The sequence below is a fragment of the Natrialba taiwanensis DSM 12281 genome (assembly GCF_000337595.1).
Classification (GTDB): domain Archaea; phylum Halobacteriota; class Halobacteria; order Halobacteriales; family Natrialbaceae; genus Natrialba; species Natrialba taiwanensis.
Window position 1 is genome coordinate 37,943 of record NZ_AOIL01000001.1, and the last position, 25,952, is coordinate 63,894.

At 61.5% G+C, this 25,952-nt stretch carries 18 protein-coding genes; 13 read left to right on the forward strand and 5 right to left on the reverse strand.

The features are described 5' to 3' along the window. Window positions 1-40: 40 nt before the first annotated feature. Window positions 41-1,159 (reverse strand): CNNM domain-containing protein, encoded by a 1,119-nt coding sequence (locus C484_RS00145; RefSeq protein WP_006823947.1) that lies wholly within the window; start codon window positions 1,157-1,159, stop codon window positions 41-43. A gap of 295 nt (window positions 1,160-1,454) precedes the next feature. Between C484_RS00145 and C484_RS00150 the strand changes: the two genes are divergently transcribed. The 6 genes from C484_RS00150 (at window position 1,455) to C484_RS00175 (ending at window position 10,639) form a co-directional block, all read left to right on the forward strand. Continuing rightward, window positions 1,455-2,969, forward strand: a complete 1,515-nt coding sequence (locus C484_RS00150) for a dihydrolipoyl dehydrogenase (protein ID WP_006823948.1) — start codon at window positions 1,455-1,457, stop codon at window positions 2,967-2,969. A 188-nt stretch (window positions 2,970-3,157) separates the two neighbouring features. Further along, on the forward strand, window positions 3,158-4,336 hold the full coding sequence (locus C484_RS00155) for a M24 family metallopeptidase (RefSeq protein ID WP_006823949.1): 1,179 nt from the start codon (window positions 3,158-3,160) through the stop codon (window positions 4,334-4,336). A 380-nt stretch (window positions 4,337-4,716) separates the two neighbouring features. Continuing rightward, window positions 4,717-6,957 carry a hypothetical protein gene (locus tag C484_RS00160; RefSeq protein ID WP_006823950.1) on the forward strand — a complete coding sequence of 747 codons (2,241 nt, stop codon included), beginning with the start codon at window positions 4,717-4,719 and terminating at the stop codon, window positions 6,955-6,957. Window positions 6,958-7,588: 631 nt separating this feature from the next. Continuing rightward, complete coding sequence (locus tag C484_RS00165) at window positions 7,589-8,389, forward strand: helix-turn-helix transcriptional regulator (RefSeq protein ID WP_006823951.1); 801 nt, start codon at window positions 7,589-7,591, stop codon at window positions 8,387-8,389. A 223-nt stretch (window positions 8,390-8,612) separates the two neighbouring features. Continuing rightward, on the forward strand, window positions 8,613-9,362 hold the full coding sequence (locus C484_RS00170; protein WP_239640881.1) for an SDR family oxidoreductase: 750 nt from the start codon (window positions 8,613-8,615) through the stop codon (window positions 9,360-9,362). Window positions 9,363-9,493: 131 nt separating this feature from the next. After that, window positions 9,494-10,639: a low temperature requirement protein A gene (locus C484_RS00175; protein WP_204366362.1), complete on the forward strand. Its 1,146-nt coding sequence runs from the start codon at window positions 9,494-9,496 to the stop codon at window positions 10,637-10,639. A gap of 117 nt (window positions 10,640-10,756) precedes the next feature. Here the strand turns inward: C484_RS00175 and C484_RS00180 are convergent, their stop codons facing one another. Continuing rightward, the gene (locus C484_RS00180) at window positions 10,757-11,737 is read right to left on the reverse strand and encodes an NAD(P)-dependent oxidoreductase (RefSeq protein WP_049914931.1); all 981 of its coding nucleotides are present in this window, start codon (window positions 11,735-11,737) and stop codon (window positions 10,757-10,759) included. Between the two features lie 144 nt (window positions 11,738-11,881). Here C484_RS00180 and C484_RS00185 point away from each other — a divergent pair, with 144 nt between their 5' ends. Both C484_RS00185 and C484_RS00190 read left to right on the forward strand, forming a co-directional pair. After that, the gene (locus C484_RS00185; protein ID WP_006823955.1) at window positions 11,882-13,219 is read left to right on the forward strand and encodes an amidohydrolase; all 1,338 of its coding nucleotides are present in this window, start codon (window positions 11,882-11,884) and stop codon (window positions 13,217-13,219) included. Continuing rightward, the gene (locus C484_RS00190) at window positions 13,216-14,502 is read left to right on the forward strand and encodes a threonine ammonia-lyase (RefSeq protein ID WP_006823956.1); all 1,287 of its coding nucleotides are present in this window, start codon (window positions 13,216-13,218) and stop codon (window positions 14,500-14,502) included. Before C484_RS00185 ends, C484_RS00190 begins: the two co-directional genes overlap by 4 nt. A gap of 23 nt (window positions 14,503-14,525) precedes the next feature. Here C484_RS00190 and C484_RS00195 read toward each other — a convergent pair whose 3' ends face one another. Then, window positions 14,526-15,170 (reverse strand): helix-turn-helix domain-containing protein, encoded by a 645-nt coding sequence (locus C484_RS00195; protein WP_006823957.1) that lies wholly within the window; start codon window positions 15,168-15,170, stop codon window positions 14,526-14,528. A gap of 83 nt (window positions 15,171-15,253) precedes the next feature. On the opposite strand from C484_RS00195, the gene hutU reads away from it, so the two are divergent. From hutU to arcD, 5 genes are all read left to right on the forward strand, one after another. After that, window positions 15,254-16,999: a urocanate hydratase gene (gene hutU / locus C484_RS00200; protein ID WP_006823958.1), complete on the forward strand. Its 1,746-nt coding sequence runs from the start codon at window positions 15,254-15,256 to the stop codon at window positions 16,997-16,999. Beyond that, entirely contained in the window at window positions 16,996-17,910 is a 915-nt protein-coding gene (hutG, locus tag C484_RS00205; protein WP_006823959.1) for a formimidoylglutamase, read from the forward strand. Before hutU ends, hutG begins: the two co-directional genes overlap by 4 nt. Beyond that, window positions 17,907-19,148, forward strand: coding sequence for an imidazolonepropionase (gene hutI, locus C484_RS00210; protein WP_049914923.1), 1,242 nt, complete (start codon window positions 17,907-17,909; stop codon window positions 19,146-19,148). Before hutG ends, hutI begins: the two co-directional genes overlap by 4 nt. Further along, a complete protein-coding gene (gene hutH, locus C484_RS00215; protein ID WP_006823961.1) occupies window positions 19,141-20,715 on the forward strand; it encodes a histidine ammonia-lyase in 1,575 nt (524 codons plus the stop codon). The genes hutI and hutH overlap by 8 nt, the downstream gene beginning before the upstream one ends. A 198-nt stretch (window positions 20,716-20,913) precedes the next feature. After that, complete coding sequence (arcD, locus tag C484_RS00220; RefSeq protein ID WP_006823962.1) at window positions 20,914-22,389, forward strand: arginine/ornithine antiporter ArcD; 1,476 nt, start codon at window positions 20,914-20,916, stop codon at window positions 22,387-22,389. Window positions 22,390-22,497: 108 nt separating this feature from the next. On the opposite strand, the gene C484_RS00225 is transcribed toward arcD, so the two are convergent. Both C484_RS00225 and C484_RS00230 read right to left on the reverse strand, forming a co-directional pair. Then, window positions 22,498-23,874 carry an aminotransferase class III-fold pyridoxal phosphate-dependent enzyme gene (locus tag C484_RS00225; RefSeq protein ID WP_049914924.1) on the reverse strand — a complete coding sequence of 459 codons (1,377 nt, stop codon included), beginning with the start codon at window positions 23,872-23,874 and terminating at the stop codon, window positions 22,498-22,500. Window positions 23,875-24,027: 153 nt separating this feature from the next. After that, window positions 24,028-25,671 carry a BCCT family transporter gene (locus tag C484_RS00230; protein ID WP_006823964.1) on the reverse strand — a complete coding sequence of 548 codons (1,644 nt, stop codon included), beginning with the start codon at window positions 25,669-25,671 and terminating at the stop codon, window positions 24,028-24,030. Window positions 25,672-25,952: the final 281 nt, after the last annotated feature.

Genomic DNA, 25,952 nt, shown 5'->3' on the forward strand with positions numbered 1-25,952 from the left:
CGAGGCGAGATACTAGTACTTTTGCTACTATCTTCCGGTATCAGCGTTCGGTGTCGCCGCTGCTCTCGGGAGTCGCGTTCGGTTCCGACTGCGACGGCCGTTTCCCAGCCGCTGCTATGTCCAATGGATCCTCAATATCGCCCATAACGGCCTCCAGAAGATCGGTTACGGTCACCAGTCCGACGACGTCGCCGTCTTCGATCACGAGCGCGAGTTCTTGTGATTCGGCCTGGAACTGGTCGATTGCGTCGCTGACATCCGTATCGGGTGAGAGCGTCATCGGCGGTGCAGCGACCGCCTCGAAGTCGATCTCGCCGGCGGCTAACTCCTCGCGGTGTCTGGCGAAGATCGGGAAGTAGACGATGCCGCGAAAGTCAGTCAGTTCCGAGCCGACAAGCGGATAGCGCGTTTGCGGGTTGGTTTCCATTCGGCGACGGTTTTCCTCGAAGTCCCCTTCCGTCGACAGTGCGACGATCTCCTCGGGGGGAATCATCACCTCGCGAACCGGCTGTTCGCCGATCTGCAGCGCGTTCATCACCTCTTCTCGGCGCTCCTCACTGAGGTCGCTCTGATCGAGAACCGTTCCGAGTTGGTTGCGGAGGTCGGCCCGGGATTGGATCACGTCTTCTTCGGTTTCGAGCCACGCGCCAGTCATCTCGATACCGAACAGGTTGAGCGTCCGCTTTGCGACCCAGTCGCCGAACCGGATCAGCGGCGAGATTACCCACGCGAACCAGTATAACGTCCCGGAGCCGTACTGACAGACCTGCTTTGAACGCTCCACACCGAGATACGTCGGCGTTTGCTCGCCGTGGGTGAGGTGGACCATGTTGATGAGAAAGAACGCGAAAAGCGATCCAGCACCGACCGACGCAAGGAACGTATTCTGGAAGAAGGGTTCGAAAACGGCTGCGAGCCCCGGTTCAGCGATGATACCGAGCGCAATACTGGTCCCGGAGATCCAGATCTGGCAGGTCGTCAGATAGAGTTCGAGATCGTCAGTCATCTCCCACGCTCGCCGCAAGCCCGGCGTATCGAACTCGGACTTGGGATATTGCCGAGCGCGCGTCAGTCCGAACTCGATCGCGACGAAGTACGCGTTTATCAGGATGAGCAGTACGCCTGCAAGTATTCGTCCGACGATCTCCAACGAGTTCATTATCGTATCATCGACCAGTGGGATCTAAATCAATGGGGATGAATTATCATCATTCCCTTCCAAAACCGTTCGCGATTGCGTCCAAAACGAACGATTTCGTTCGGCCTGAACTCGCTCTCGTCCGTCCGAGTCGCTTGGCTGTTCGATTTTCGAGCGGGGGACCGAATCCGCCTCTGCACCCACCGGCAACTCGTTCGGAGCGCTGTCACGCCATCCCTCTCTCTCTCGGAGATCCTCTCCGGTTCGCTGTCGTTGCCGGTGTAAGGGTAATAGGTCTCGCAGCCGTCGATCACGTATGGAGACGGATACCGCGGCGTTCGACTTCCTCGTCGTCGGATCGGGTTCCGGACTCGACGTAGCGAGTGCCGCAGCGAACCGTGGCCAGTCAGTCGCAGTCGTCGAAAAGGGACCCCTCGGCGGCACCTGTCTCAATCGCGGCTGCATTCCGTCGAAGAAACTGCTGTACCACGCGGAGGTTCGACAGACCATCGAGCGCGCCGACGAGTTCGGGATCGACGCCGAGGTGACCGGCGTCGACTTCACCGAGATCGTCCGCGAGGTCAACGAGGACGTGTCAGGGAGCTCGGACTCGATTTACCGCGGCGTGCAGGCCTCGGAGCAGCACACGCTGTTCGAGGGGGAGTGTCGCTTCGTCGACGACCGGACGGTCGAACTCGTCGACGGGCCCGACGCCGGTGCACGCGCCCGCGCTGACACGGTTCTCATCGCGGCCGGAACGCGACCGGCCATCCCGCCGATCGACGGCATCGACGCCGTCGACTCCCTCACCAGTCGGGACGCCCTCCAACTCGAGACGCCGCCCGATCACCTCGTCATCGTCGGCGGCGGGTTCATCGCGGCTGAACTCGCGCACTTCTTCGGGACGTTCGGCAGCGATGTATCGATCGTGGGTCGCCGCCAGTACCTGCTTCCGGAGAGCGACGAAGATAGTGCGGCCGCGCTCACCGAGCGTTACGACGAGCGCTTCGACGTGCACACGGGGTACGAGGCCGTCGCCGCCTCGCAATCCGGCGAGGAGGTAACTATCGAGGCGCGGCCGTACCCGCCGGCGTGGGACGATCCGTCGGCGCGCGATCCCGTCACCGTGACCGGCGACACCGTGCTCGTCGCGGCGGGCCGACAGCCGAACTCGGATACGCTGAACCTCGGTGCCACCGGCGTCGAAACCGACGAGTTCGGCTTTATCGAGACGGACGAGTACCTGCGCACGACGGCGGACGGAATCTGGGCACTCGGAGACATCGTCGGGGAGTACCTGCTGAAGCACAACGCGAACCACGAGGCTCGGGCCGTCGTTCGAAACCTGTTCGGCGACGAACTCGAGCCGGTCGATTACACGGCGATGCCCTTCGCCGTCTTCTCCTCGCCGGAAGTGGCCGGCGTGGGGGTCCGCGAACAGACGCTCCGCGAGGCGGATCGAGAGTACGCGACGCGGACGTATCGCTACGAGGATACCGCCCGCGGGCAGGCGATGCACGCCAAGGGGTTCGTCAAGGTCGTTGCCGAACCGGACGGGGGGCTACTCGGCTGTCACATCGTCGGGCCCGAGGCGTCGAATCTCATCGAGGAGGTCGTCGTCGCGATGACGGCGGGGACGGGGTCTGTCTGGGATATCCGCGAGTCGGTCCACATCCATCCGGCGCTGTCGGAGGTCGTCGACCGGGCGTTCGCCGGGCAGTTCACGCGTCACGGGGGAACACACGAGCACGATCACGAACAGCAGCACGGTCACGAGCACCATCCCCAGCACGATCAGCAGCAGTCTCACGACCACGATCACGAGCACTAGCGTTCTCACGACCGCCCCGACCACGAGCGCGAACACCGCAATCACCAGCGTGGGAGCAGTTACGAGATCCAGGACGACTACAGTCGTAACCGACGATCCGAATGGAGTTATGTTAACAGTATCTGTATTTACTATACACGAAAAGTTTTAGGTCCCGCTGATCAACTGTTCGCATAGGCCCTGGTATCATGTCACGAGCTATTTTCGACACTTCCGAATACGACCGTCGGCTCGATCGGACGAAAGCGCGCTTGCGCGAGGAGAACCTCGACGCGCTCGTCGTCGCCGACCCCGCCAACATGAACTACCTCACCGGCTACGACGGCTGGTCGTTCTACGTTCACCAGGCGGTCATCGTGACGGCCGACCGCGACGAACCGGTCTGGGTCGGCCGCGAGATGGACGCCGACGGCGCGCGAGCGACGACTATTCTCTCCGCAGATAGTATCCAGTCGTACAGCGACGACCACGTCCACTCGCCGTACGACCTCCACCCGATGGACTACGTCGCGGGCGTCCTCGACGAACTCGACGTCGACGACGGCCGCATCGGACTTGAGATGGACGCCTCCTACTTCACCGCGAAATCCTACACGCGTCTGCAGGAAAACCTCCCCGCGGCCGAGTTCAGCGACGCGACGCTGCTTGTCAACTGGGCCCGGGTCAAGAAATCCGAGCAGGAACTCGCGTACATGCGCGAGGCCGCCCGCATCTCGGAGAACGCCATGCAGGCCGGAATCGACGCCATTGAGGAGGGCGTCCCCGAGTACGAGGCCGCGGCCGCGATTTACGACGCGCTCATCACCGGCACCGACGAGTTCGGCGGCGACTACCCCTCGATCGTCCCCCTGATGCCCTCGGGCGACCACACCGGCACGCCGCACCTGACCTGGACCGACCGCCCGTTCGAGGACGGCGACCCGGTTATCATCGAACTCTCGGGCTGTCGTCACCGCTACCACTCGCCGCTCGCCCGAACGACGTTCGTCGGCGACCCGCCGGCTGAACTCGAGCGGACTGCGGATATCGTCATCGAGGGAATCGAGGCTGCGCTCGACGCCGCCGAACCGGGCGTCACCTGCGAGGCCGTCGAGAAGGCCTGGCGAGAGACCATCGCGCAGTACGACATCGAGAAGGAAGATCGCATCGGGTACTCGATGGGACTGGGTTACCCGCCGGACTGGGGCGAGCACACGGCGAGCATCCGACCCGGTGACGAGACCGTTCTCGAGGAGGACATGACCTTCCACATGATCCCGGGCATCTGGACCGAGGATATTGGAATGGAAATCAGCGAGACGTTCCACATGACGAGCTCCGGCGCGGAGACGCTGGCGGACTTCCCACGACAGCTGTTTACGGCGTAGTCGCGTTCACCCCTTTGAGACCCTCTTCTCGGGCGCTTGTTTCATCGGTACTCTCCAGGCGACTTCCAACTCCCCGGCTCACTGTGACGAATCGTCTCTCCGATCATGGATTCCTTGTAGCGTTGGAGCGAGTCGTTGAGTAGAGCTACCAGAGGGTAAAAATGTAAACACTACTACGGTATTCTGGTTACATGATGTACTATTTAAGCCATCTTGATTCATTCATATAGTATATGATGGAATTATACCCGCTGTTTATTTATTGGATGATTACTAATTGTCCATTGATGTCTCGAAAAGACATAGCTAGAAGTAATAGCGATAGCGACGAAGTTACGAACAACGATCGCACTCTCTTGGATCGGCGAGGATGGTTGAAGATGGGCAGTTCAGTCCTCGGAGCATCGATGATCGGCCTGACTCAGGGAGTAACACAGACCGCTGCGTCTTCCGGTTCGACAACGCAAAACTCGGGTGACTACTACAATCTAGTCGATGAGGTTCCGAATAGGGCCTACAACTTGTGGAAGGAGTCCTACGACGATATCCGTGAGGATGTCGATGCTACTGTCGTTTCTGCCGATGACTACGACGGCCGGAACGGGGATATCTCTGACTTAATTGAGAGCGCTTCTAACAATGGCGAAATCATCGATCTCGGATCCGGAACCTACGAGATGCATTCCTCTGTCGACTCCACCGGATCGATGGTTGCCATCGCGGGTGACGGTGCGACGATCTATGCTGTCGGTGACCAGAGTGAGTACTCCTCATCGATCATTTTCCCGCTCGGTGGCGAGGATCGGATCCTGATGCAGGGCTTCAACGTCGATATCTCGGAGGGGCCGGACCTCGCACTCATCACCACCTACGGAGCAATTCAAGAAGAAGGATTCTTCGAGGATATCTCGTTCTTCGGCCAGCGGACCCGGACGCAGGACGGTGGCTTCAACAACACCGTCGCAATCGATAGCGCTTCCGGTGTCGAGACGCTCATCCATCGCCTCGAGATGCCCGACGGTGGTCTCGAGGGCGACGGCGAAAAGGACGAGGCGATCGGTATTTCGGTCGAGGGCCACGAGGGGTATAACGTCTGGAAGGACTGTTATGCCGAACAGTGGGAATCAAACGGCTTCTACCTCGATGCTGGGGAAAACGTCGTTTGGAACTGTCACGCCAAGGATAACGCTCGTGGCAACATCCGCATCAGCGACGGCGATGTCGTCGTCGGCGGCACTGCCGAGGTAACGAGTGAGCGCGACTCTCAGCTTGCCCAGCCGTTTGTCCATCAAGACGGTGAGGCCAGTGTTACCGGCCTCGAAATCATCGTCGATGGCGATTCCTGGGGCAATGCTGCAGTCCAGTTGCGTAGCGATCAGATTCACTGCGAGTTCGAGAAGTTGGTCGTCCACATCCGTGGCGGCTCCGAACTCCCTGTCCGCATCGACAGTACCGTCAACGGCGAGGGGTCGGCTACCTTCAGGGACTGTTACATCTACGACGAGGGGAGTCAGGATCACACGTTCCACGTGCCGTGGAAAAACGACGGCTACTGCTATCTCGAGGAGGATGTTCGCGTTGACTCTACCATGGGCGACGAGTTCACCATCGGTTCCTCGGGTGAACTCCATTATGAGGGCGAGCAATATTCTAACACCACGCTGTCAGCCGATGATCTCGGCCTTGAGAGTCCCCTTGTTGATGACGGAAGCCTCCCGTCGTTCTACTTCGATTACGAGAACAATGAAGATGGAACTGAGGGGTGGCTAGATCTCGGGTCGGATGACGACTACAGCCAACCGACAAATGAAGCTGGTATTCTTTTCCAGGCGAAAGAAAACATCGAGAGGATCGAAGCACGTCTTTCTGAAAACACGGATCGGCATCAAACGGCCTATCTCCGAGATAGTGCTGCAGAGGTCGTTACCCAGACGGATATTTCCAACCTGAGTGCCGGCGACTCGTTCGTTCTTGCACCAGCTGACGGAATAAACGCTGACAACACGTATTCGGTTACAGTTGATGCCGATGGCGATTATTGGGATCGCGGCGAGGACAGTAACCCGGAGTACAAGTATGAGAATGAATCCTGGGAGGTAACTGCTGGAGTCTACTCTAGTGGCCAATCTACGACTCAAAACGTTCGCTATGCGGTTACTGAAATCCGAGCGGGAGATGGAAATCTCGGGACCTCAATCTCGCTACCCAGCCCTGAATCGAGGGATAGCAACTCGAGCTTCAATGGCCTCTATTTCAATGTTCAACGAGAGGTTTCCGGGGTTCGCTGTACGATCGCTGATGGGGAAAACGCACCAGAGGGCTACTCTGAAGCGTTCTGTATTGACGGCTGGGGTGAGATAATCTCTGACGTGGCCGACGTATCCGACGTGGGCCCGGGTGAGTCATTCGAGATCATACTGGACGAGCCGACTGATACTGACTTCGGCGTCGGTCTCAGAAATCCGGACGGCAACTACTACCGAAGTCGATACGAGTCACCGGAGTACCCGTACACGGGTGATGAAATCGACGTTGATGCGGGGGTATTCGATACCGGTCCATCGCTGACAGATACCGTCCTCTACAACATCGAGTACGTTGTGCCGATCCTGCCAGAGTAATCACTGTTCGGCGAGCCTTTACAATTTGAAAAATATTTACAAATATATTTAGCATCCCATGCACATGGGTGGGAAATATAGTAGTTTGCAGAAGTTTTTACTCACACTTCGTCAGCAGCCGGGAGGAAGCACCCGAAATCACTCTTCTTGAGATCTGCTGTGAGCAAAGACTTCCAGTCGTTACTATAGAACTCGCTTGATGATGGGTCTTCTCTCGCAGCTATTGATAATGTAGACTGGTAGGCTGCACTCGCGTGCTGCTCTACATCAGTTCACTGATTGCTTCATCGTTGCTCTCGAAGTCCTCAACGGATGCCGGCGTGGCGAGCGTAGCCATTCGCGTACAGTGCTGGAGCAGTTTGAGGTGGCGGTGGTCGCCGATTTCCGAGGGGACGAATCAGATGGTGTCGCCGAATTTCAGATACCGTCGGCGATCAGCATCGTATTGGGCGTACCAAGTGTCCTTCTGTTCGACCGGAGAGGTTCGCGAATGGGATCATCCTCATCTCCCTCTCTGCTCACCTAGTGATCCGGATCGGTGTTGTCCCGACCAGAGCCCGTGATTGAACGCTGGCGATACTGACTTGGCACGACCCCCAAGCCTAAAAGAGTCTCTCACCGATTCATCTGTATGAACGATTCCTTCGAAGATATCCAGTTTCTCGCGCGGGCACAGACGCGCATCCACGCGCTGCAGTTGCTGGCGGAGCAACCACGGGATCGAGATGAACTCATCGACCAGCTTGATATATCACGGGCTACGTTGAGCCGCTTACTTCGGCAGTTCGAAGACCGAAAATGGGTTTCACAAGACGGAGCACAGTATCGCACAACTCGGTTCGGCTCAGCTATGGCCGAAGATATCACGCAGTTACTCGATACCGCTACAACGATTCGTCACTTTCAGGGAATTGCTCAGTATCTGCCGTTCGATGAACTGGGCATCGAGTTTTATCAACTCCGGGGAGCACGGCTCACCGAAGCGACCACCTCCGACCCCGCTGCGCCCGCACGGCGTGTCGGTCAGTTGCTCGACTCTGCTGATCGGACACGTATCCTCAAACAGGCAATCGACCCAAACGCCTCACGCCCCCACTACGAGGCGGTTATTCAGGGGCAGCAACGAACAGCGGTCATACTCACTCACGAGGCAATTGATACCGTTAACGAGAGTCGTACCACGAGACAGTGGTTCCAAGAGATGATTGCAAACGAAGTGCCGGTCTATCGGTACGACGGAAATATGCCGATCAACCTGAAAATCATCGATGAGACAGTCGTACTCAGCGTTACTGATGCAAACGGATTATTCCCGGCACTCATCGAAACCGACGATGACGAGATCTTTTCGTGGGCGGTTGAAACATTCGAATCATACGGTGATCAAGCGACACTAGTAGACCAGGACGCGTTTCGGCCTCCAGCCGACTAGAGACGAACTCGACGAGATGCCGTTGAACTCACGTCGGAAAAACTGCCATAATCATATAATATCTGTCTTATTGTCGATGAGTATTTCAGACGGTGCAATATCGTCGGCTTATTGCAGTGAGAATCACTATTCCGTGTCCGTCCGATGAAAGCATATGGCTCAGAACCAATCCGGTCAACAAACCGGCGCATCGCTCGACGTTGCAGACGATGTTCAAGAACTGATGAGCAACCGTCCGCTTGAGGGTGATGTCGCGCTCGTTACTGGCGGTTCCGGCGCGATGGGGAGCAATATGGCTGTAGCACTCGGTGCTCTCGGCGCAGACGTCGCCGTCCACTACCATAGTAGCAAGGCTGATGCGACCGCCGTCGTGGATGCAGTCGAAGGATACGACAGCACGGCCGTACCCGTACAGGCTGACGTAACAGACGTCGCTGACGTAGAGGAGATGTATCAGCAGGTGATCGATGAGTTTGGCCGGCTGGACATTCTCATCAACACCGCTGGTGTGATGCTGAAGAAACCACTTGAAGAGGTGAGCGAGGACGAGTACGATCGGATGTTCGACATCCATACGAAGGGCACGTTCTTCAATTTCCGCGAGGCAGCCCGATGTATGAACGATGACGGCCGTATTCTCAACTTCTCGACGACGTTGACGGGAGTGATGACGGGACAGTACTCCGTCTATGCTGGCGCGAAGGCAGCGACCGAACAGTTCACAAAGATGCTTGCCAAGGAGGTCGGTAATCGAGGAATCACCGTCAACACGGTCGCTCCTGGTCCAGCGGATACCTCATTCTACTATCCCGACGAGACAGAAGAGTCCACCGAGAGATACAAATCGATGAGCATCGGCAATCGCCTCACGGAGGTGGGCGATGTGGTACCGCTACTGGCGTTTCTCTCCTCGGAAGAGGCGGGCTGGATCACGGGCCAAACAATCCGAATTAACGGCGGGTTGGCGGACTAACCGATACGGGAGTTCACTTTAAAGCACAGTATTTAACATAATGATGTCATGAGCGACCAAAGACAGAACTATACTAGCTATCAATGAGCACGACTGATTCAGGATCGGCATTCCAACCGGGTCCGACCGATGTGAGTGATCAAGGGAAAGCTGCGTCGACGTTAGAGCTATTCTTCGATTTGGTGTTCGTCTTCGCGTTCACGCAGGTCACAAGCTTTCTTGTCGACCATCTCACGTGGGTCGGCCTCGCGCGCGGTGTAGCGATACTCGCAGCGGTGTGGTGGGCATGGGTCGTCTATTCGTGGCTAACGGGTGCTGCATCCGCTGAAGAGACCATATCTGAGCGAGTGATACTCCTTGCTGCGATGACGTCGATGGTCGTCGTTGCACTCTCGATTCCTGGTGCGTTCGGCGAGACGGCGCTAGTGTTTGGAGTCGCGTACTTCCTCGTCCGATTCCTTCACGTTCTCCTGTACATCCTCACTGCCTCGTCCGAAACACGCGACGCAGTGGTCCGAGTTGCGCCCGGATTCCTCGGTGGTCCGGCACTGATCCTTGCTGCTAGTTTCTTCGCTGACCCGCTGGCGAGCGTTCTCTGGGCCGCAGCACTTGCCATCGACTACGGAATCGTATTCGTCCGTGGCGTCGAAGGATTCGAGTGCGATGTCGGGCATTTCGTCGAGCGTCACCAACTCATCATGATCATCGCGTTAGGTGAGTCGATCGTGGCGATCGGTATCGGTGTCGGGACAGAAGGACTTACCAGCGGCCCGGTGGTGCTTCTCTCCGTTCTTCTCGGATTCACGCTTATCGTCGCGCTGTGGTGGCTGTACTTCGATTATATTATCCTCGCCGCGGGGCAAAAGCTCGCCGAGACGAGCGGCTACGAGCGAACGCGACTGGCACGCGATTCATACAGTGTTCTCCATCTCCCGATAGTTGGGAGCATTATCTTCATCGCTCTCGGCATTGAACAGACACTCGCCCATCTTACCGAACCGCTCGGACTGATCGCTGCCGTCGGGCTGTGTGGCGGTAGCGCACTCTACCTCTTCGGGCACAACGCCTGGAGGTATCACGATCACGGGACTGTGAGCGTTGCCCGACTCATTGTGACAGTTATCACCGTGGGATTACTCTTCGTGGCAGTTCGGGTTCCAGCTTTTGTCGCTCTTACGGTACTCACGGCCCTCTTCGTCGGACTTGCAGCCTACGAGACTATCTTTTCTGCGGACCGGAACGCAATCCGGGGACGCCACCTTTCCAAGAGTGATTGATCCCTCCGCCGGATTCTGGTGGGTTTCCTCATTGTCCCATGATGATTCCCGCTAGATATCGTGGTCCGCGTTCACTCTAATTTCTGGAAGATATCCAACGAAATAATAATAATATCTTTACTGAGAGACGACGTTCTCGAGTTCAGAACCGCCGTTCTCGAGCGCGCCAACGTTGTGCGCGACGATGTCGGCCAGCCGATCCCAGTGTTTCGGCGTGTGCCCGCCCGTGTGGGGAGTCAGCAGACAGTTTTCGAGATCCCAGAGCTCGTGATCGTTCGGCAGCGGTTCGGGTTCGGTCACGTCGAGTGCGGCCCCCTGAATGCCGTTCGACTGCAGTGCCGAGACAAGCGCGTCGGTGTCGACGAGGCCGCCGCGCGCGGCGTTGACGACGACGGCGTTCGGGGGCAGCGTCGCCAGTTCGTCCGCGCCGACGAGTCCTCGCGTCAGGTCGTTCAGCGGACAGGCGAGCACGACGTACTCGCTGCGGGCGAACGCCTCGTGAACGTCTTCTTCCTCGAACCCGAGCACCTCGTCCGTCGGACCGCCTTTCGAGGGTGTGTAGCGGATACCGATCGTCTCGACCTCGAAGCCCGCGAGTCGCTGGACGATCTCCTGACCGATCGAGCCGAGTCCCACCACTGTGACGGTGCTCCCAGTGAACTCGTGGGACTGGAAGTGTCGCCACTCGCTGTTTTGCTTGCGCCGCCACCCCTCGTGGAGGTTGCGCGCGAAGACGAGCATATTGGCGATCGACTGTTCGGCGATTCCGGGGGCGTGGATGCCGCCCGCGTTCGTCACGGCGACGCCGTGCTCGGCGAGCGCCTCCATCGGCACGTGGTCGGTGCCGGCGAACGTACACGCGAAGAGTTCGAGTCGCTCGGCCCGGTCGAGGAGGTCTTCTTCGATCGTGATCCCCGTCACGACCCGCGCTTGCGGGACGAGTTCACGCTCCTCGGCGGGCGTCCGTGCGAGCGCGACGGTGTGGTTCGGCAGTCGCTCGCGCAGCGTTTCGGCGTACGATTCCATCGATAGCCCTTCCGTTCCCTCGCGGAGAACGACGACATCTGCGTTCGTGCTCGTACTCGTACTCGTGCTCATATGATCCTCCGTCGCAGTAGCGTGTTCTCGCCACTGAAACGACTCGTACCCAACGGTTGTCATCGCCTCTCTTATTCTTTTTGTGTACCTACCATCAACACTGATTGTGTATAATTAAGTTAGTGGAGTGAGTCAGTGTCTGGCATGAACGAACCGATACGAGATCGTCTCGTGACCCTCCGTCGGAACCTTCACCGCCACCCGGAGCCGGCGTGGCGCGAGTTCTACACGACCGCTCGCCTCGTCGAGGAAATTCGAGCGATCGGCGTCGACGAACTGGCCGTCGGGCCGGACGCCTACGATCCCGCGGATCGGATGGCCGTTCCCGATGCCGACCTCGATTCGTGGATCGATCGCGCTCGCGAGCGGGGCGCGGATCCGGCGCTGCTCGATCGGATGACCGGTGGCAACACGGGCGCGGTCGCCGTTCTCGACCGCGGCGAGGGGCCCTCGATCGGACTGCGGGTCGATATCGACGCGCTGTTCATCGAGGAGTCGACCGCCGAGGAACACGATCCGGCCGCGGAGGGGTTCCGATCGGAGATCGACGGCGCGATGCACGCCTGCGGGCACGACGTGCACATGACGTGGGGGTTGGCCGTTCTCGAAGCCATCGCAGAAAGCGACTTTGCGGGTCGGCTGATCGTCTTCTTTCAGCCCGCCGAGGAGACCAGCGGCGGCGGCTGTCCGATGGCGAAAAGCGAGTTCGCGGACGGGCTGGACTACCTGCTCGCCGTGCACGTCGGCCTCGATCATCCGACGGGCGAGGTCGTCGCCGGGATCGAGAAGCCACTGGCCATGTGCCACGTTGACGCGACGATCCACGGTGCCTCTGCGCACGCGGGGAAAGCGCCGAACGAGGGGGCAAACGCCATGCATGCGATGGGGACGGCGATCGAGAACGCCTACGGGATTCCCCGCCACAGCGACGGCATGACGCGGGTGAATATCGGGAAAGCCGAAGCGGGTACCGCGAGCAACGTTATCGCCGAGCGCGCCCACATGGCAGCCGAAGCGCGCGGCGAGACGACCGAGCTGATGGAGTTCATGAAGGACCGGCTGGAGCGAACCGTCAAATCGGCTGCGACGATGCACGACTGCCGGGCCGAGGTCGAAGTCGTTAGCGAATCGCCGCGTGCGGACAGCGATCCCGAGTTGCAGGCGCTCGTCAGCGAGGTCGCCGACGGCGCGTCGGGTATCGAGCGCGTGCTGCCGGCCGCCGACTTCGGCGCGAGCGAGGACGCGACGTTCCTGATGGAGCGCGTCCAGCGCGACGGCGGGCTCGCGACGTACCTCATCGTCGGGACCGATCACCCGACCAGCCACCACACGCCGACGTTCGACGTCGACGAGGCGAGTCTCGAACACGGGGTCGACGTGCTCGTCGAGACGATCCGTGAACTCGAGTCCCGGCACCCGGTCCCACACGTCGATCCCGCTGACGGAGACGCCCCCATCGCGGAGACGGAGGGGCGCGAATGAGCGGACACAACGACCTCGTCACGCTCGCGGATGTCGAGGACGCCCGTGCGCGGATCGACGATGTCGTCCATCGAACGCCGCTCGACACGTCGCGAACGTTCGCCAAACTGAGCGGCGCAGCGTCCGTCGGGCTCAAACTCGAGAACGTCCAGCGGACGGGCTCGTTCAAGATCCGCGGCGCGTACAACAAGCTGGCGCAGTTGGATGTCCAGGAACGGGAGGCGGGCGTCATCTCCGCGAGTGCGGGCAACCACGCCCAGGGCGTCGCGCTGGCGGGGCGATTGCTCGACATCGAGACAACCATCGTCGTCCCCGAAGTCACGCCCGCCGCGAAGATAGAGGCTACCCGTGGCTACGGTGCCGAGGTCGTTGTCGAGGGCGATATCTACGAACGAGCCTACGAGTTCGCACTCGACCGAGCCGACGAAACCGGAGAGACGTTCGTCCATCCCTTCGACGACGAGGCGATCATCGCCGGCCAGGGGACGATCGGACTCGAACTGTGCGACCAGTATCCCGAGATAGAGACGGTGCTCGTCGCGATCGGCGGCGGCGGCCTCATCTCGGGCGTCGGCACGGCACTCGAGGCCGCCGAGCACGACGTTCGCGTTATCGGCGTCCAGCCCGAGGGTGCCGCCCACGCGAAACGGACGCTCGAGACCGCAGCAGACGCTCGGGACGACGAGGGCGCGGGCATACACGAACTCGCGGACGTGGATACCGTTGCGGAGGGGATCGCGGACACCCGGATGCTCGAGACCACGGCCACGACCGCCCGCGCGGTCGTCGACGACGTGGTGACGGTCACGGACCGCGAAACCGCGACCGCCGTCACCCTGCTGGCGGAGCGAGCCAAGACCGTCGCCGAGGGTGCCGGTGCCGCCCCGCTCGCGGCCGCGCTGTCGGACGAGACCGGGCTCGCTCTCGAAGACGAACACGTCGGCGTTATCATCTCCGGCGGCAACGTGAACCTCACCGAGCACGCCGACCTGACCCGGACCGGTCTGCACGAACTCGGACGCTACGTCGAGGCGCGGCTGGCCCTCGACGGCTGGCCGACGACCGTCGGCAACGTAGTCGAAACGATCGAGGCCGAAGGGGCCGAACTCGACGCGTTAGAGCGTGCCCGCCGCGGCGCAGGGACGGGAACCGGGACGGTCGACCGTCCGAACCGCGTTCCAGTGACGATCGGACTCGAAGGGAGCAGCCCCGAGCATCTCGACGGCGTGCTCTCCGCGCTGGCTGAACTCGACGCGGTTTCGGTCGTCGAGCGCTCGACGTAGCCGTTTCCGTGTGGCGTCCCCCGCTATAGGTACGCGGCAAACGCGTCCGCGAGCTTTTCCTCGGCCCGTCTGAGGTGGTGCTCTGCCGTTCGGCGACCGACTCCGACCGTCTCCGCGATTTCGGCGGTCGTCGTCTCGCGCGGAATCTCATAGTATCCCTGGTCATGAGCGGCGAGGAAGACGGCGCGCTGGCGATCGGAGAGCGTTGGCAGGAACGAGCCCACCGACAGCACCGGCGTCTCCGAGGCGACGGTTTGGAGTTCCTTCTTCGATTCGACGGTTACGGTGTGATCGTCGGCAACATCGGCGTAGAACGCCGTCAGATTTGCGGAGTCGAGCGCGAGAACTCGAACGACCTTCGCGCCGTCCTCGTATCGCAACGGCGGTAACAGGAGACAGTCGTTTGCCGCGAGCGGGGCCTCGATGTAGCTCTCGCCGTGCTGTTTCAGGCACGCCTCGGTGATGACTGTTCGGTCGTTTCCGTTTCTGATCTGTTCTTGCACCCCGACTTCCGAGTTCACGTAGGCCACCACGTCGTCCTGGCGTTCGCCGGTGACGTGAAGCAGGTCGCAGTGGTCGTTACACCAGAGTTCGATACTCGTGTTGTTGTTCGCCGTCGAGTTCGAATAGGGGTCGTCGCTCTGGATGCGAAAGACGGCCTTGTACACGGGTGTCCGTCGCGCCGTCGCTTAAAAAACCTTTTCCAAATGGAGAACCGATCCTATCGGGTTCCCCGTTGTTAGACGTACGCATGGAACAGTCAACGGAGCGTTCCGATCACGAAATCGGCGAGCCATCGTCACAGTGGCTCGAGTATCAGGGTGCACCGACCGGGACGGACCTCGAATGCAACGGCTGGCGGCAGGAGGCGGCGCTTCGCCTGCTCAACAACAATCTCGATCCCGACGTCGGCGAGCGCCCGGAAGATCTCGTCGTCTACGGTGGGACCGGCCGGGCGGCTCGAAGCTGGGACGCCTACGATTCCATTCTCGACGCACTCCGAGATCTCGAGCGCGACGAAACGTTGCTCGTCCAATCGGGGAAACCGGTCGGTCGGTTCACGACCCACGAGCGAGCGCCGCGAGTGCTGATCGCGAACTCGAACCTCGTCGGCAAGTGGGACGACTGGGAGCACTTCCACGAACTCGAGTCGAAGGGGTTGATCATGTACGGGCAGATGACCGCCGGCTCCTGGGCCTATATCGGTACGCAGGGTATCATCCAGGGAACCTTCGAGACGCTGGCCGAGGTCGCGCGCCAGCACTTCCCCGAGAGCGAGGGCTTGCGCGGAACGATCACCGTCACCGGCGGCCTCGGCGGCATGGGCGGAGCCCAACCGCTCGCCGTGACGATGAACCACGGCGTCTGTATCGCCGCCGAGGTGGACGAACGCCGCATCGACAGGCGACTCGAGACCGACTACTGCATGGAAACGACCGACGATCTCGACGAGGCCATCGAAATGGCTCGGGAGGCCGCAGCCGACGGTGAGCCGCTCTCTATCGGCCTCCACATGAACGCCGCGGACATGTTCGACGGAATGCTCGAACGCGAGTTCGTGCCCGATATCGTCACCGATCAGACGAGCGCCCACGACGAACTCGAGGGCTACTATCCGGCGGGCTATACCGTCGACGAGGCCGACCGACTCCGCGAGACGGACCCCGAGACCTACGTCGCGGAGAGCCTCGACACCATGACGCGCCACGTCGAGGGAATCCTCGAAATGCAAGAACGTGGCGCGGTCGCGTTCGAGTACGGCAACAACATCCGCGGGCAGGTACAGGATCACCGGGACGTGGAGAACGCCTTCGACTTCCCCGGCTTCGTGCCGGCGTACATCCGACCGCTGTTTTGCCGCGGGAAGGGGCCGTTCCGCTGGGTCGCCCTCTCCGGCGACGAGGCGGACATTCACCGTACCGACGACGCCGTGCGCGATCTGTTTCCGGACAAGGAGAACCTCCACCGCTGGATCGATCTCGCACAGGAGCAGGTGTCCTTCCAGGGGCTCCCGAGTCGCGTCTGCTGGCTCGGATACCGCGCCGAGGACGACCCCGACGGGCTCACCGAGCGCGCACGGTTCGCACTTCAGATCAACGAACTCGTCGCCGACGGCGAGATCACGGCACCGATCGTCGTCACGCGCGATCATCTCGACGCGGGAAGCGTCGCCAGCCCGAACCGGGAGACCGAGGCGATGCGGGACGGCTCCGACGCCGTCGCGGACTGGCCGATCTTGAACGCCCTTCTCAACTGCGCCGCCGGGGCCGATATCGTGAGCGTCCACGACGGCGGCGGCGTCGGTATCGGCAACGCCGTCCACGCCAACAACCACGTCGTCCTCGACGGGTCGGATCTGGCCGCGGAAAAAGCGCGGCGCGTCTTTACGACCGATCCCGGCATGGGTGTGATTCGCCACGCCGACGCCGGTTACGAGGACGCGATCGACGAGGCTTCGGCATCGAACGTCCGCGTTCCAATGCACGATCACGAATGACTTCGTTTACCACGCCAGAGGACTGGTCGGGTCCGTCGCCGGACCCGGTCGACGAACAGATCGGTGATGTCGTTACCGGAACGACCGTCGACGACGCCGACGAGTTCAACGCGGTGATCGTCGGCGAACCGTACGACGGTGGTGTCATCTCCCGAGACGGTGCTGCCGAGGGACCGGACGCTATCAGGGAATCACTCGCGGCGGTGAAGAGCCATCACTTCGACGCCGGACCGCTGTGCGATATCGGCGATGTCGGCGACGTGGCGATTCCGGACGGCTCCGTCGCCACGGTACAGCACGCGGTCCGCGAGGCCGCAGCGTCGGTCCACGACAGCGATGCGTTCCCCGTCTTTCTCGGCGGCGACAACTCGCTGACCTTCGCGAACGTCGCGCCGCTGCTCGAGGACGCGAGCGTCGGCGTCGTCAACTTCGACGCCCACCTCGACGTGCGCGAGTTCGGGGAGCGACCGACCAGCGGGACGCCCTACCGCCAGTTGTACGACGCCGGACTGGACGGCTACGCCTGCGTCGGCGCGCGGCACTTCGAAACGAGTTCGGCGTATCACGATTTCGTGCGCGAACGCGACGGAGAGATCGTGACCGCCGAGGAGGTCGCAGACGACCTCCTGCAGGCCGTCGACCGGGCACTCTCAGCGCTCGACGGCGTCGACCGGCTCTACTGTAGCGTCGACATCGACGTTCTCGATGCACCCTACTGTGGGTCCAGCGCCCCGACGCCGGGCGGGTTGACGCCGCGGGAACTGTTCCGCCTCGTTCGGCTCGTCGCCAGCGACGACCGACTTGCCGGACTCGAGGTCGTCGAGTGTGCGCCGCCGCTGGATACCGATGGCCGAACGGTCGACGCCGCCGCGCGGACGATCGCACACTTCCTCGCGGGGTGGAACGCATGACCGATCTCGTCGTCCACGACGCCGCACAGATCGTGACCCCGACCGGCAGTGATGACGGTAGTGCTCCCAGTCATGGCGAACTCGAAGTCATCGAAAACGGTGCCGTCGCGATCGAAGACGGCGTCGTCGTCGCCGTCGGCCCCACGGCAGACGTAACGCGTGCACACCCGCCGGAGAACGCGGCGGAGTCCGTCGACGCTACCGGGCAGACGGTCCTGCCGGGCTTCGTCGATCCCCATACGCACGCCGTCTTCGCCGGCGACCGGGTCGACGAGTTCACCGCGAAGCTCGCGGGCGCGAGCTACCAGGACATCTTAGAGGAGGGTGGCGGAATCCTGCGGACGGTTCGGGCGACCTGCGACGCGGAGCGCGATGAACTCGTCGCGAACCTGCTCGACCAGTTCGATACCATGCTCGCCCACGGGACGACGACGGTTGAGGTGAAGTCAGGCTACGGACTCGACGTCGAGACGGAACTGAAGCTGCTCGAAGCGATCGACGAGGCGGCCGACCAGCACCCAATCGATGTCGTCCCGACGTTTATGGGCGCACACGCGGTTCCCGAAGGCGCGGACACCGAAGAGTACGTCGACCGCGTGATCGAGGAGCAACTGCCGGCGGTCGCAGACGCCGGCCTCGCCGAGTTCTGTGACGTGTTCTGCGAGGCGGGCGTCTTCTCGGTTCCACAGTCCCGGCGCGTTCTCGAGGCGGGCCAGGAACTGGGTCTGACGCCGAAGATCCACGCCGAGGAGTTCGAGCGACTCGGCGGGTCGCAACTGGCCGCTGACTGCGGTGCAGCCAGCGCCGACCACCTGTTACAGGCGACCGACGAGGATATCGAAGCGCTCGGTGAGGCGGGCGTGACGCCGGTACTCCTGCCGGGGACGGCGTTCTCGCTCGGCGCGCCATATGCGGACGCGGCGGCCTTCGAGGCAGCGGACGTGCCGGTCGCCCTCGCCACGGACTTCAACCCGAATTGCTTCTCACAGAGCATGGAATCCGTCATCGAACTCGCCTGTAACGGCATGCGAATGACACCGACCGCGGCTATCCGCGGTGCAACCGCCACTGCCGCCCGCGCCGTCGACCGCACCGACGGCACGGGCACCATTCGAGAGGGCGCACCCGGCGACCTCGCCATTGCAACCGTGACCAACTATCAACACATCCCGTACAACTTCGGCGTCTCGAACGTACAAACAGTCATCACGGACGGAACGGTGGTCCACCGTGACTGACGACCCAGTTATCGTCGACGGCGAAACGCTCACGCCGGCAGCCGTCGAACGCGTCGCCCGAGCGGACGCATCCGTCTCGGTCCCCGAGTCCGCCCGCGAGCGTGTTCGCGAATCGCGCGAACGCATCGTCGACATCGTCGACTCCGGGCAGGCCGTCTACGGCGTCAACACCGGTTTCGGTGAACTCGTCCAGGAACGCATCCCCGCGGACGACATCGAAACGCTCCAGCAGAATCTCATTCGGAGTCACGCCGCGGGCACCGGCGATGAACTCGATCGATCGGAAGTCCGAGCGATGCTCGTAACCCGACTCAACGCCCTTGTGAAAGGCTACAGTGGTGTCCGGGAACGCATCGTCGATCTGCTCGTCGGGATGCTAAACAACGGCGTTCACCCCGTCGTGAGAGCCAAGGGGAGCCTCGGTGCAAGCGGCGATCTCGCGCCGCTTGCCCACCTCGCGCTCGTCCTCATCGGCGAGGGTGAAGCCACCGTCGGCGACGACCGACTGCCCGGCGACGAAGCGCTGGCGCGAGCTGAACTCGAACCGGTGACGCTCCGGGCGAAGGAGGGGTTAGGGCTCATCAACGGTACGCAGCTAACCGTCGGCCTGGCCGCGCTCGTCGTCCGCGATGCCGAGCGAGCGATGCGCGCGGCGGATATCGCCGGTGCGATGACGACGGAGGCGACGATGAGTACCACTGCGAGTTCACATCCGAGTATCCAGAACGTTCGCCCACACCGAGGGCAAACTGAAAGCGCCGAGAATATCCGTCGGCTGACCCGCGATTCCGAAATCGTCGAGTCCCACCGCAACTGCGATCGGGTGCAGGACGCGTACTCGCTCCGGTGTCTCCCGCAGGTTCACGGCGCGGTTCGAGATTCGATCCAGCACCTTCGCGAGGCCGTCGAGACGGAACTCAACAGTGCGACGGACAACCCGCTTGTGTTCCCCGCCGACGAAGCGGACGACCGCGCCAGCGGGACCGATCGGGCGGCGGTTCTCTCGGGCGGCAACTTCCACGGCCAACCGCTGGCGCTGCGGCTGGATTACGCCACGAGCGCCCTGGCTGAACTCGCGTCGATTTCGGAACGGCGGATGGATCGGCTGCTCAATCCGAACGTTCAAGAAGCGCACTTGCCGCCGTTCCTGACAGAAGGGAGCGGCCTTCGATCGGGGTACATGATCGCCCAGTACACGGCGGCGGACCTCGTGAGTACGAATCGGTCCCAGGGTCGGCCGTCGACGGATAGTATCCCGGTTAGCGGGAACCAGGAAGACCACGTGAGTATGAGCGCCCAGAGCGGTCACATCGCCAGAGAAACGGTCTCGTCTACGCTCCGCGTCGTCGGTATCGAACTGCTCTGTGCGGCGCAGGCGCTCGATTTCGTCGCTGAACTCGATCCCGGAATCGGAACGCACGCGGCCTATCGGACCGTCCGCGAACACGTCTCTCATCTCGACGAGGACCGGCCGCTTCACGGGGACATCGATCGAATGCTGGCGCTTCTCCGGTCGGACCAACTGTTCGAGAACGTCGAGACGGCGATCGACGCCGGACTGGCGTAGCGACACTGTTTTTAGTGTGCTGCTGCGACCCACTACCAAAGCCGTGAGTCGATCGAGGGGATTTAAAGGCCTGCCCGAATGGAAACTGCTGCTATTTGCAGTAATCTTCGACTATTATTCATAGAGTATGATAACAGGGTACACAGTGTGCGACCGACCGACTCGTCTTCCGGATCGTCTTGCTAATACGGTGATCCAATGGTAGCGTTCGAGCCGCGACTGTTCGAGGATATCGATCCCGACGAACGTCCCTCGCTCGCGGCGGCGCTCGTTCCCATCGCGGGCATGATCGTCTTCCTCAGCGTCGGCATCGTCGCGTTCGGCCTGGACCCGCAATTCCCGCTCCTCTGGGGGATCGCCTTCACCGGGCTGTTCGCCCGGTATCACCTCGGTCTCTCTTGGGACGACCTGTACGACGGGATCACGGATAGTCTCCTCATGGGGATGAAGGTGATCATCATTATGTTCATCGTCTACGCGCTCATCTCCTCGTGGATTCAAGCCGGGACGATTCCGGGCCTGATGTACTACGGGTTGGAATTTCTCACGCCCGCGGTGTTTCTCCCGGTAACTGCCATCCTCGCCGCGATCATCTCCTTTGCGGTCGGCTCGTCGTGGACGACGGCGGGCGCCCTCGGCGTCGCGTTCATCGGTATCGGGTCCGGACTCGGCATTCCCGAGCCGATGACCGCCGGGGCGATCCTCAGCGGAGCCTACGCGGGCGACAAGCAGTCCCCGCTCTCGGATACGACGAACCTCGCCGCCGCGGTGACGAACACCGATCTGTACGACCACATTAACGCGATGCGGGCCGGAACCCTCGTCGCGTTCGGCCTCTCGGTTGTGCTGTACACCGCCATCGGACTGAACGCCGCCGGATCGATTCCTGCCGGCCGCCTCGCCTCGATCCAAACGGCTCTCCAGGGGAGTTACGTTATCTCGCCGCTCGTCTTCCTGCCGATCGTCGTCACCTTCGGGCTCGCGATCTACGGTATTCCGGCGCTCCCCGCGCTCGGAACCGGCGTCTTCGCGGGCGTGTTCACGTCGATGCTCGTCCAAGGTACCGGCTTCGCCGCCGCGTGGTCGGCCGCCCAGTCCGGGACCGGACCCGAAACGGGCATGGTACTCGTAGACAAACTCCTCGATACTTCGGGGATGATCGACGGTGCCTGGATCGTGACGATCGCCATCGCCGCGCTCTCGCTCGGCGGCATGCTCGAGCGGACCGGGATTCTCGCCGTCCTCGCCCACCACCTTGGCCGGCTCTGTCGCGGGGTCGCGAGTTTGACGGGCGTCACCGCCCTCTCCGCGGTCTCTATGAATATCCTCGCCGCCGAGCAGTACGTGAGCATCGTCGTTCCGGGAATGACCCTCCGGAACCTCTACGAGGAACAGGGGCTGAAAGCGAAGAACCTCTCGCGCGCTATCGAGGCGTCCGGGACGACGACGAGTGCGCTTATCCCCTGGGGCAGCGGCGGCCTGTTTATGGCCGGGACGCTCGGCGTTTCCACGCTGGAATATGCCCCCTACTACTTCTTTGGTTTCCTCTCCCCGCTTGTCCTTCTGATCATGGGTCTTACCGGGTGGCAGATCGTCTACAAGGAAGGGAGCGGTGCCGATGAGACCGCATCACCGGGTAGCGGCGTCGGCACCGGCGTCCCCGGCGAAGACTGAGCCATCCGGCCTCCACGCCACCGGCACCGGTACCAATACTGGGACCAGAACTGGAACCGACACGCAGAATCACGTTTTCCCCGAGTGACGCGATATCGCACAACGAGTTCAGCGGAGCGCTTTCGCGCTCGCATCAACCGCGGCGGCGTCGATCGCGTCGAGAAAGATCCCGATCCCGAGTTCGATTTCGCGTTCGCTCGAATCGAGCGGCGGGAGCAGACGGATCGTTTTCTCGCCGCAGCCGAGCGTCAGCAGTCCGCGTTCCAGTGACGCCGTCACGACGGCGTCCCGTCGGTCGGCCGTATCGAACTCGACGGCGAGCATCAGCCCCTTTCCGCGGACGTCCTCGACAGAGGCGGGCGAGTCGTCACGAAGCAGTTCGTTGGCCTGCTCGCCGCGCCGGGTCGCGTTCGCGAGCAGGTCGTGTTCCTGAATGGCCTCGAGCGTGAACGTCCCCATCATCGATCCGAGCAGATCGCCGCCGCCGAACGTCGACCCGAGTCGGTTTTTCTCCGCGGGGAAGATCTCGGACCGAGAGATCGTCGCACCGACTCGCAGGGCCTTCGCGCTGGCGATCACGTCGGGTTCGATCGGGTAGTGGTCCGCGGCCCAGATCTCGCCGGTGCGCCCGATACCCGACTGGATCTCGTCGACGACCAGCGGAATCTCGTAGTCGTCGGTTACGGCAGCGACCTCTTGCATGAATGCCTCGCTGGGGAAGCGGTAGCCGCCGACGCCCTGAATCGGCTCGAGGGTAAGAAACGCGATTTCGTCGGGATTGATGCGGCCGCCCTCCGGTGCGAGCATGGTCCGTAGCTGAGACCCCTCGCCGGCGAAAAAGCCACACTCACAGTTGCAGTCGCCGTCATCCTCGCCGGTGCAGTCACAGAACGGCACCGTCTCGATCCCGCTTAGCTGGGGATAGTGTCGCGTATAGACCTCCTTCGACTTCGTGATTGACAGCGTCCCGAACGTCCGCCCGTGGAAACTCCCGTCGAACGCGACGCCGTACTTCGAGGGGGCACGGTAGTTGTGAGTGATCTTCATCGCGTTCTCCATGGCCTCCGCACCCGAGTTCGAGAGGAAGACAGTGTCCATGCCGTACTGACTCGAGACCTCGGTCAGTTTGTCCATCAGATGGCTCGACCCCGGAACGGCCGATTCCTCTGGTGTGGGACCGGCACCGAAGTACATGTCCTGGCCGGCGATCTTCATCGGTTCGACGAGGTCGAATTCCCGTAATTTGGCGGTAACCTTCTCGTTGTTGTAGCCGAGCGGTGCCGCCCCGATATGGCAGGTGAAATCGAGCAACACGTTGCCGTCGACGTCGGTGACGAACGGCCCGTCAGCCTCGCGCGTCACGTCCCAGACGAACTCGTGGGAGTACTCGCTCGGAGCCGCGTTCTTGCCGTGGAACTCGACCCACTTGCGCGCGTTTGACCCGGGAAAGGCGTCCACGTCCGGTTTCGCTGTATCCCTATCCATACACAATTTATGTTTATGACGTACATTAAATCTTGTTACCACCGGTGTTTCGGATCGGAGCCGGAACGGCTAGCAGTCGGTTGACGAAAAAACCGGCGGGAAGACAGTTGAGTGAGTCAATCGGCGCGCTCTCGACTGATCGACGGGGTGGAATCAGTCGTCGTCCATTTCCGCGGGACCGCCGGGGCCGGCCGGGGATTCGGAGTCCGTTTTCCGGCTCGAGCCGATGAGGACGGTTTCGTCCTGCAGTAATACCCGGCCGTAGCTCGAACTGAAGTCCTTGATGAGTGAGAGCATCGCGGCGAAGCAGACGAACGCGAACGGCGCACCGGTGATGATGACCGCGTTCTGCAGGGCGCCCGTCCCGCTCTCGCCGCCGATGATCATGAGGATCGCGGCGGTCAGACCGAGGACGACGCCCCAGAAGACCCGGTTGATGCTCGAGGGCCTCGCTTTCCCGCCGGTGGTCATCATCGAGACGGCGAGTGTCGAGGAGTCCGCCGACGTGATGAAGAACGTCGTCACGAGGATCATGAACGCGATCATGAACACGGTCCCGAAGGGGAACGCCTCGAAGAGGATGAAGCCCGAAACCTCCGGCGTATTGTTGGCGACCACCGTACTGAAGTCGGCCGTTCCGGTGTGATGGTATCGCAGCGCGGTGCCGCCGACGAACGTGAACCACGGGATGGTCGCGGCCGAGGTCGCACCGATACCCGTAAACGCGACTTCGCGGACGGTGCGGCCCTTGGAGATCCGGGCGATGAACAGTCCGGCGAAGGGGGACCACGAGAGCGCCCACGCCCAGTAGAAGACCGTCCAGTCGTTCATCCACGTCGTTCCCCCGTCGGTACCGGTGCCGGTGTAGAGGCTCATGGACGTGAAATCGGCGATCATGCCGCCCATCGCCTGCGAGCCGAGCAAGAGCAAGAACAGCGTCGGCCCCAGGATGAACGTCGCGAGCATGAGCGCGACGAACAGGACCATGTTGAAGTTCGACAGCCGGCGGATCCCCCTGTCGACCCCGAGCACCATCGAAATCGTAAACAGGAGCGTCATCGTCGTCACCACGAGGAGGATGCCGACGTTCCCCAGATCGATTCCCCACTGGTAGTTGAGGCCGGCGATGAACTGGCTCCCGATGAAGCCGAGCGAGGTCGCTACACCCCCGATCGTCGCGAACACGGCGAGAATGTCGACGACCTTCGCAAACGGCCCGTCGAGGTTCTCCGCACCGATGATCGGCGTCAACGCCGAGGAGACCCGAAGCGGGACGTTCTCGTAGTTGTACGCGAAGTACGCGATGGCAAGCCCCATGATCGTGAACACGGCCAGTTGCGGCAGCGCCCAGTGGAACAACGTCTGCTGGATCGCGATCGGTACCGCCTCGCTCGTCCCTCCTTCGACGCCGAACAGTGGTGATGGGTTATCGTAGTAAAACAGCGCCTCCGTCGGTCCCCAGAACACGACTCCCGCTGCGAACCCCGCGGAGTACAACATCGCAAAAAACGACAGGAAGCTGTACTCGGGTTCCTCGTCTCCCATCTTGATCTTCCCCCACGGCCCGATGATCAGAAAGAGGAGAAACAGGACGATCAGAAAGACGATTACCAGCAGTGCCCAGTTCAAGTACTCGACAACCCAGCCGTACACGGTGTTGATCGTCTCTGTAACGGCACTCTGGTTGATGAAGAACGCCGCGATCACCCCGACCGTCAACAGCGCACCGAACGCGAAGACGACCGGATCGATCTCTTCGAAGAACTCGTCGACCACTCCCTCCTCGGCGTCGCTCATCGTCCCACCCCCTGTTCCGAGCGATAAGCAACCTCGTTGCTGTCTCTCGTCCACCCAGTTGCCATGCTGCGCGATAGCATACCGAATCAGTTGATACCATACACAATAAACGTTTCTCACTTTCGTCAGTCATATACGGATTGTGTTCATAAGTCCCGAGAAGAACCCATCTCGAGTTCTCGACTTGCTTGGATGGATGTTCGGCATACCCTCGATTTCCGCTATAGATCGAAACCATTGAGTACTCTCCGTGGACGAAACCCGAGAGACGCGACGTGATT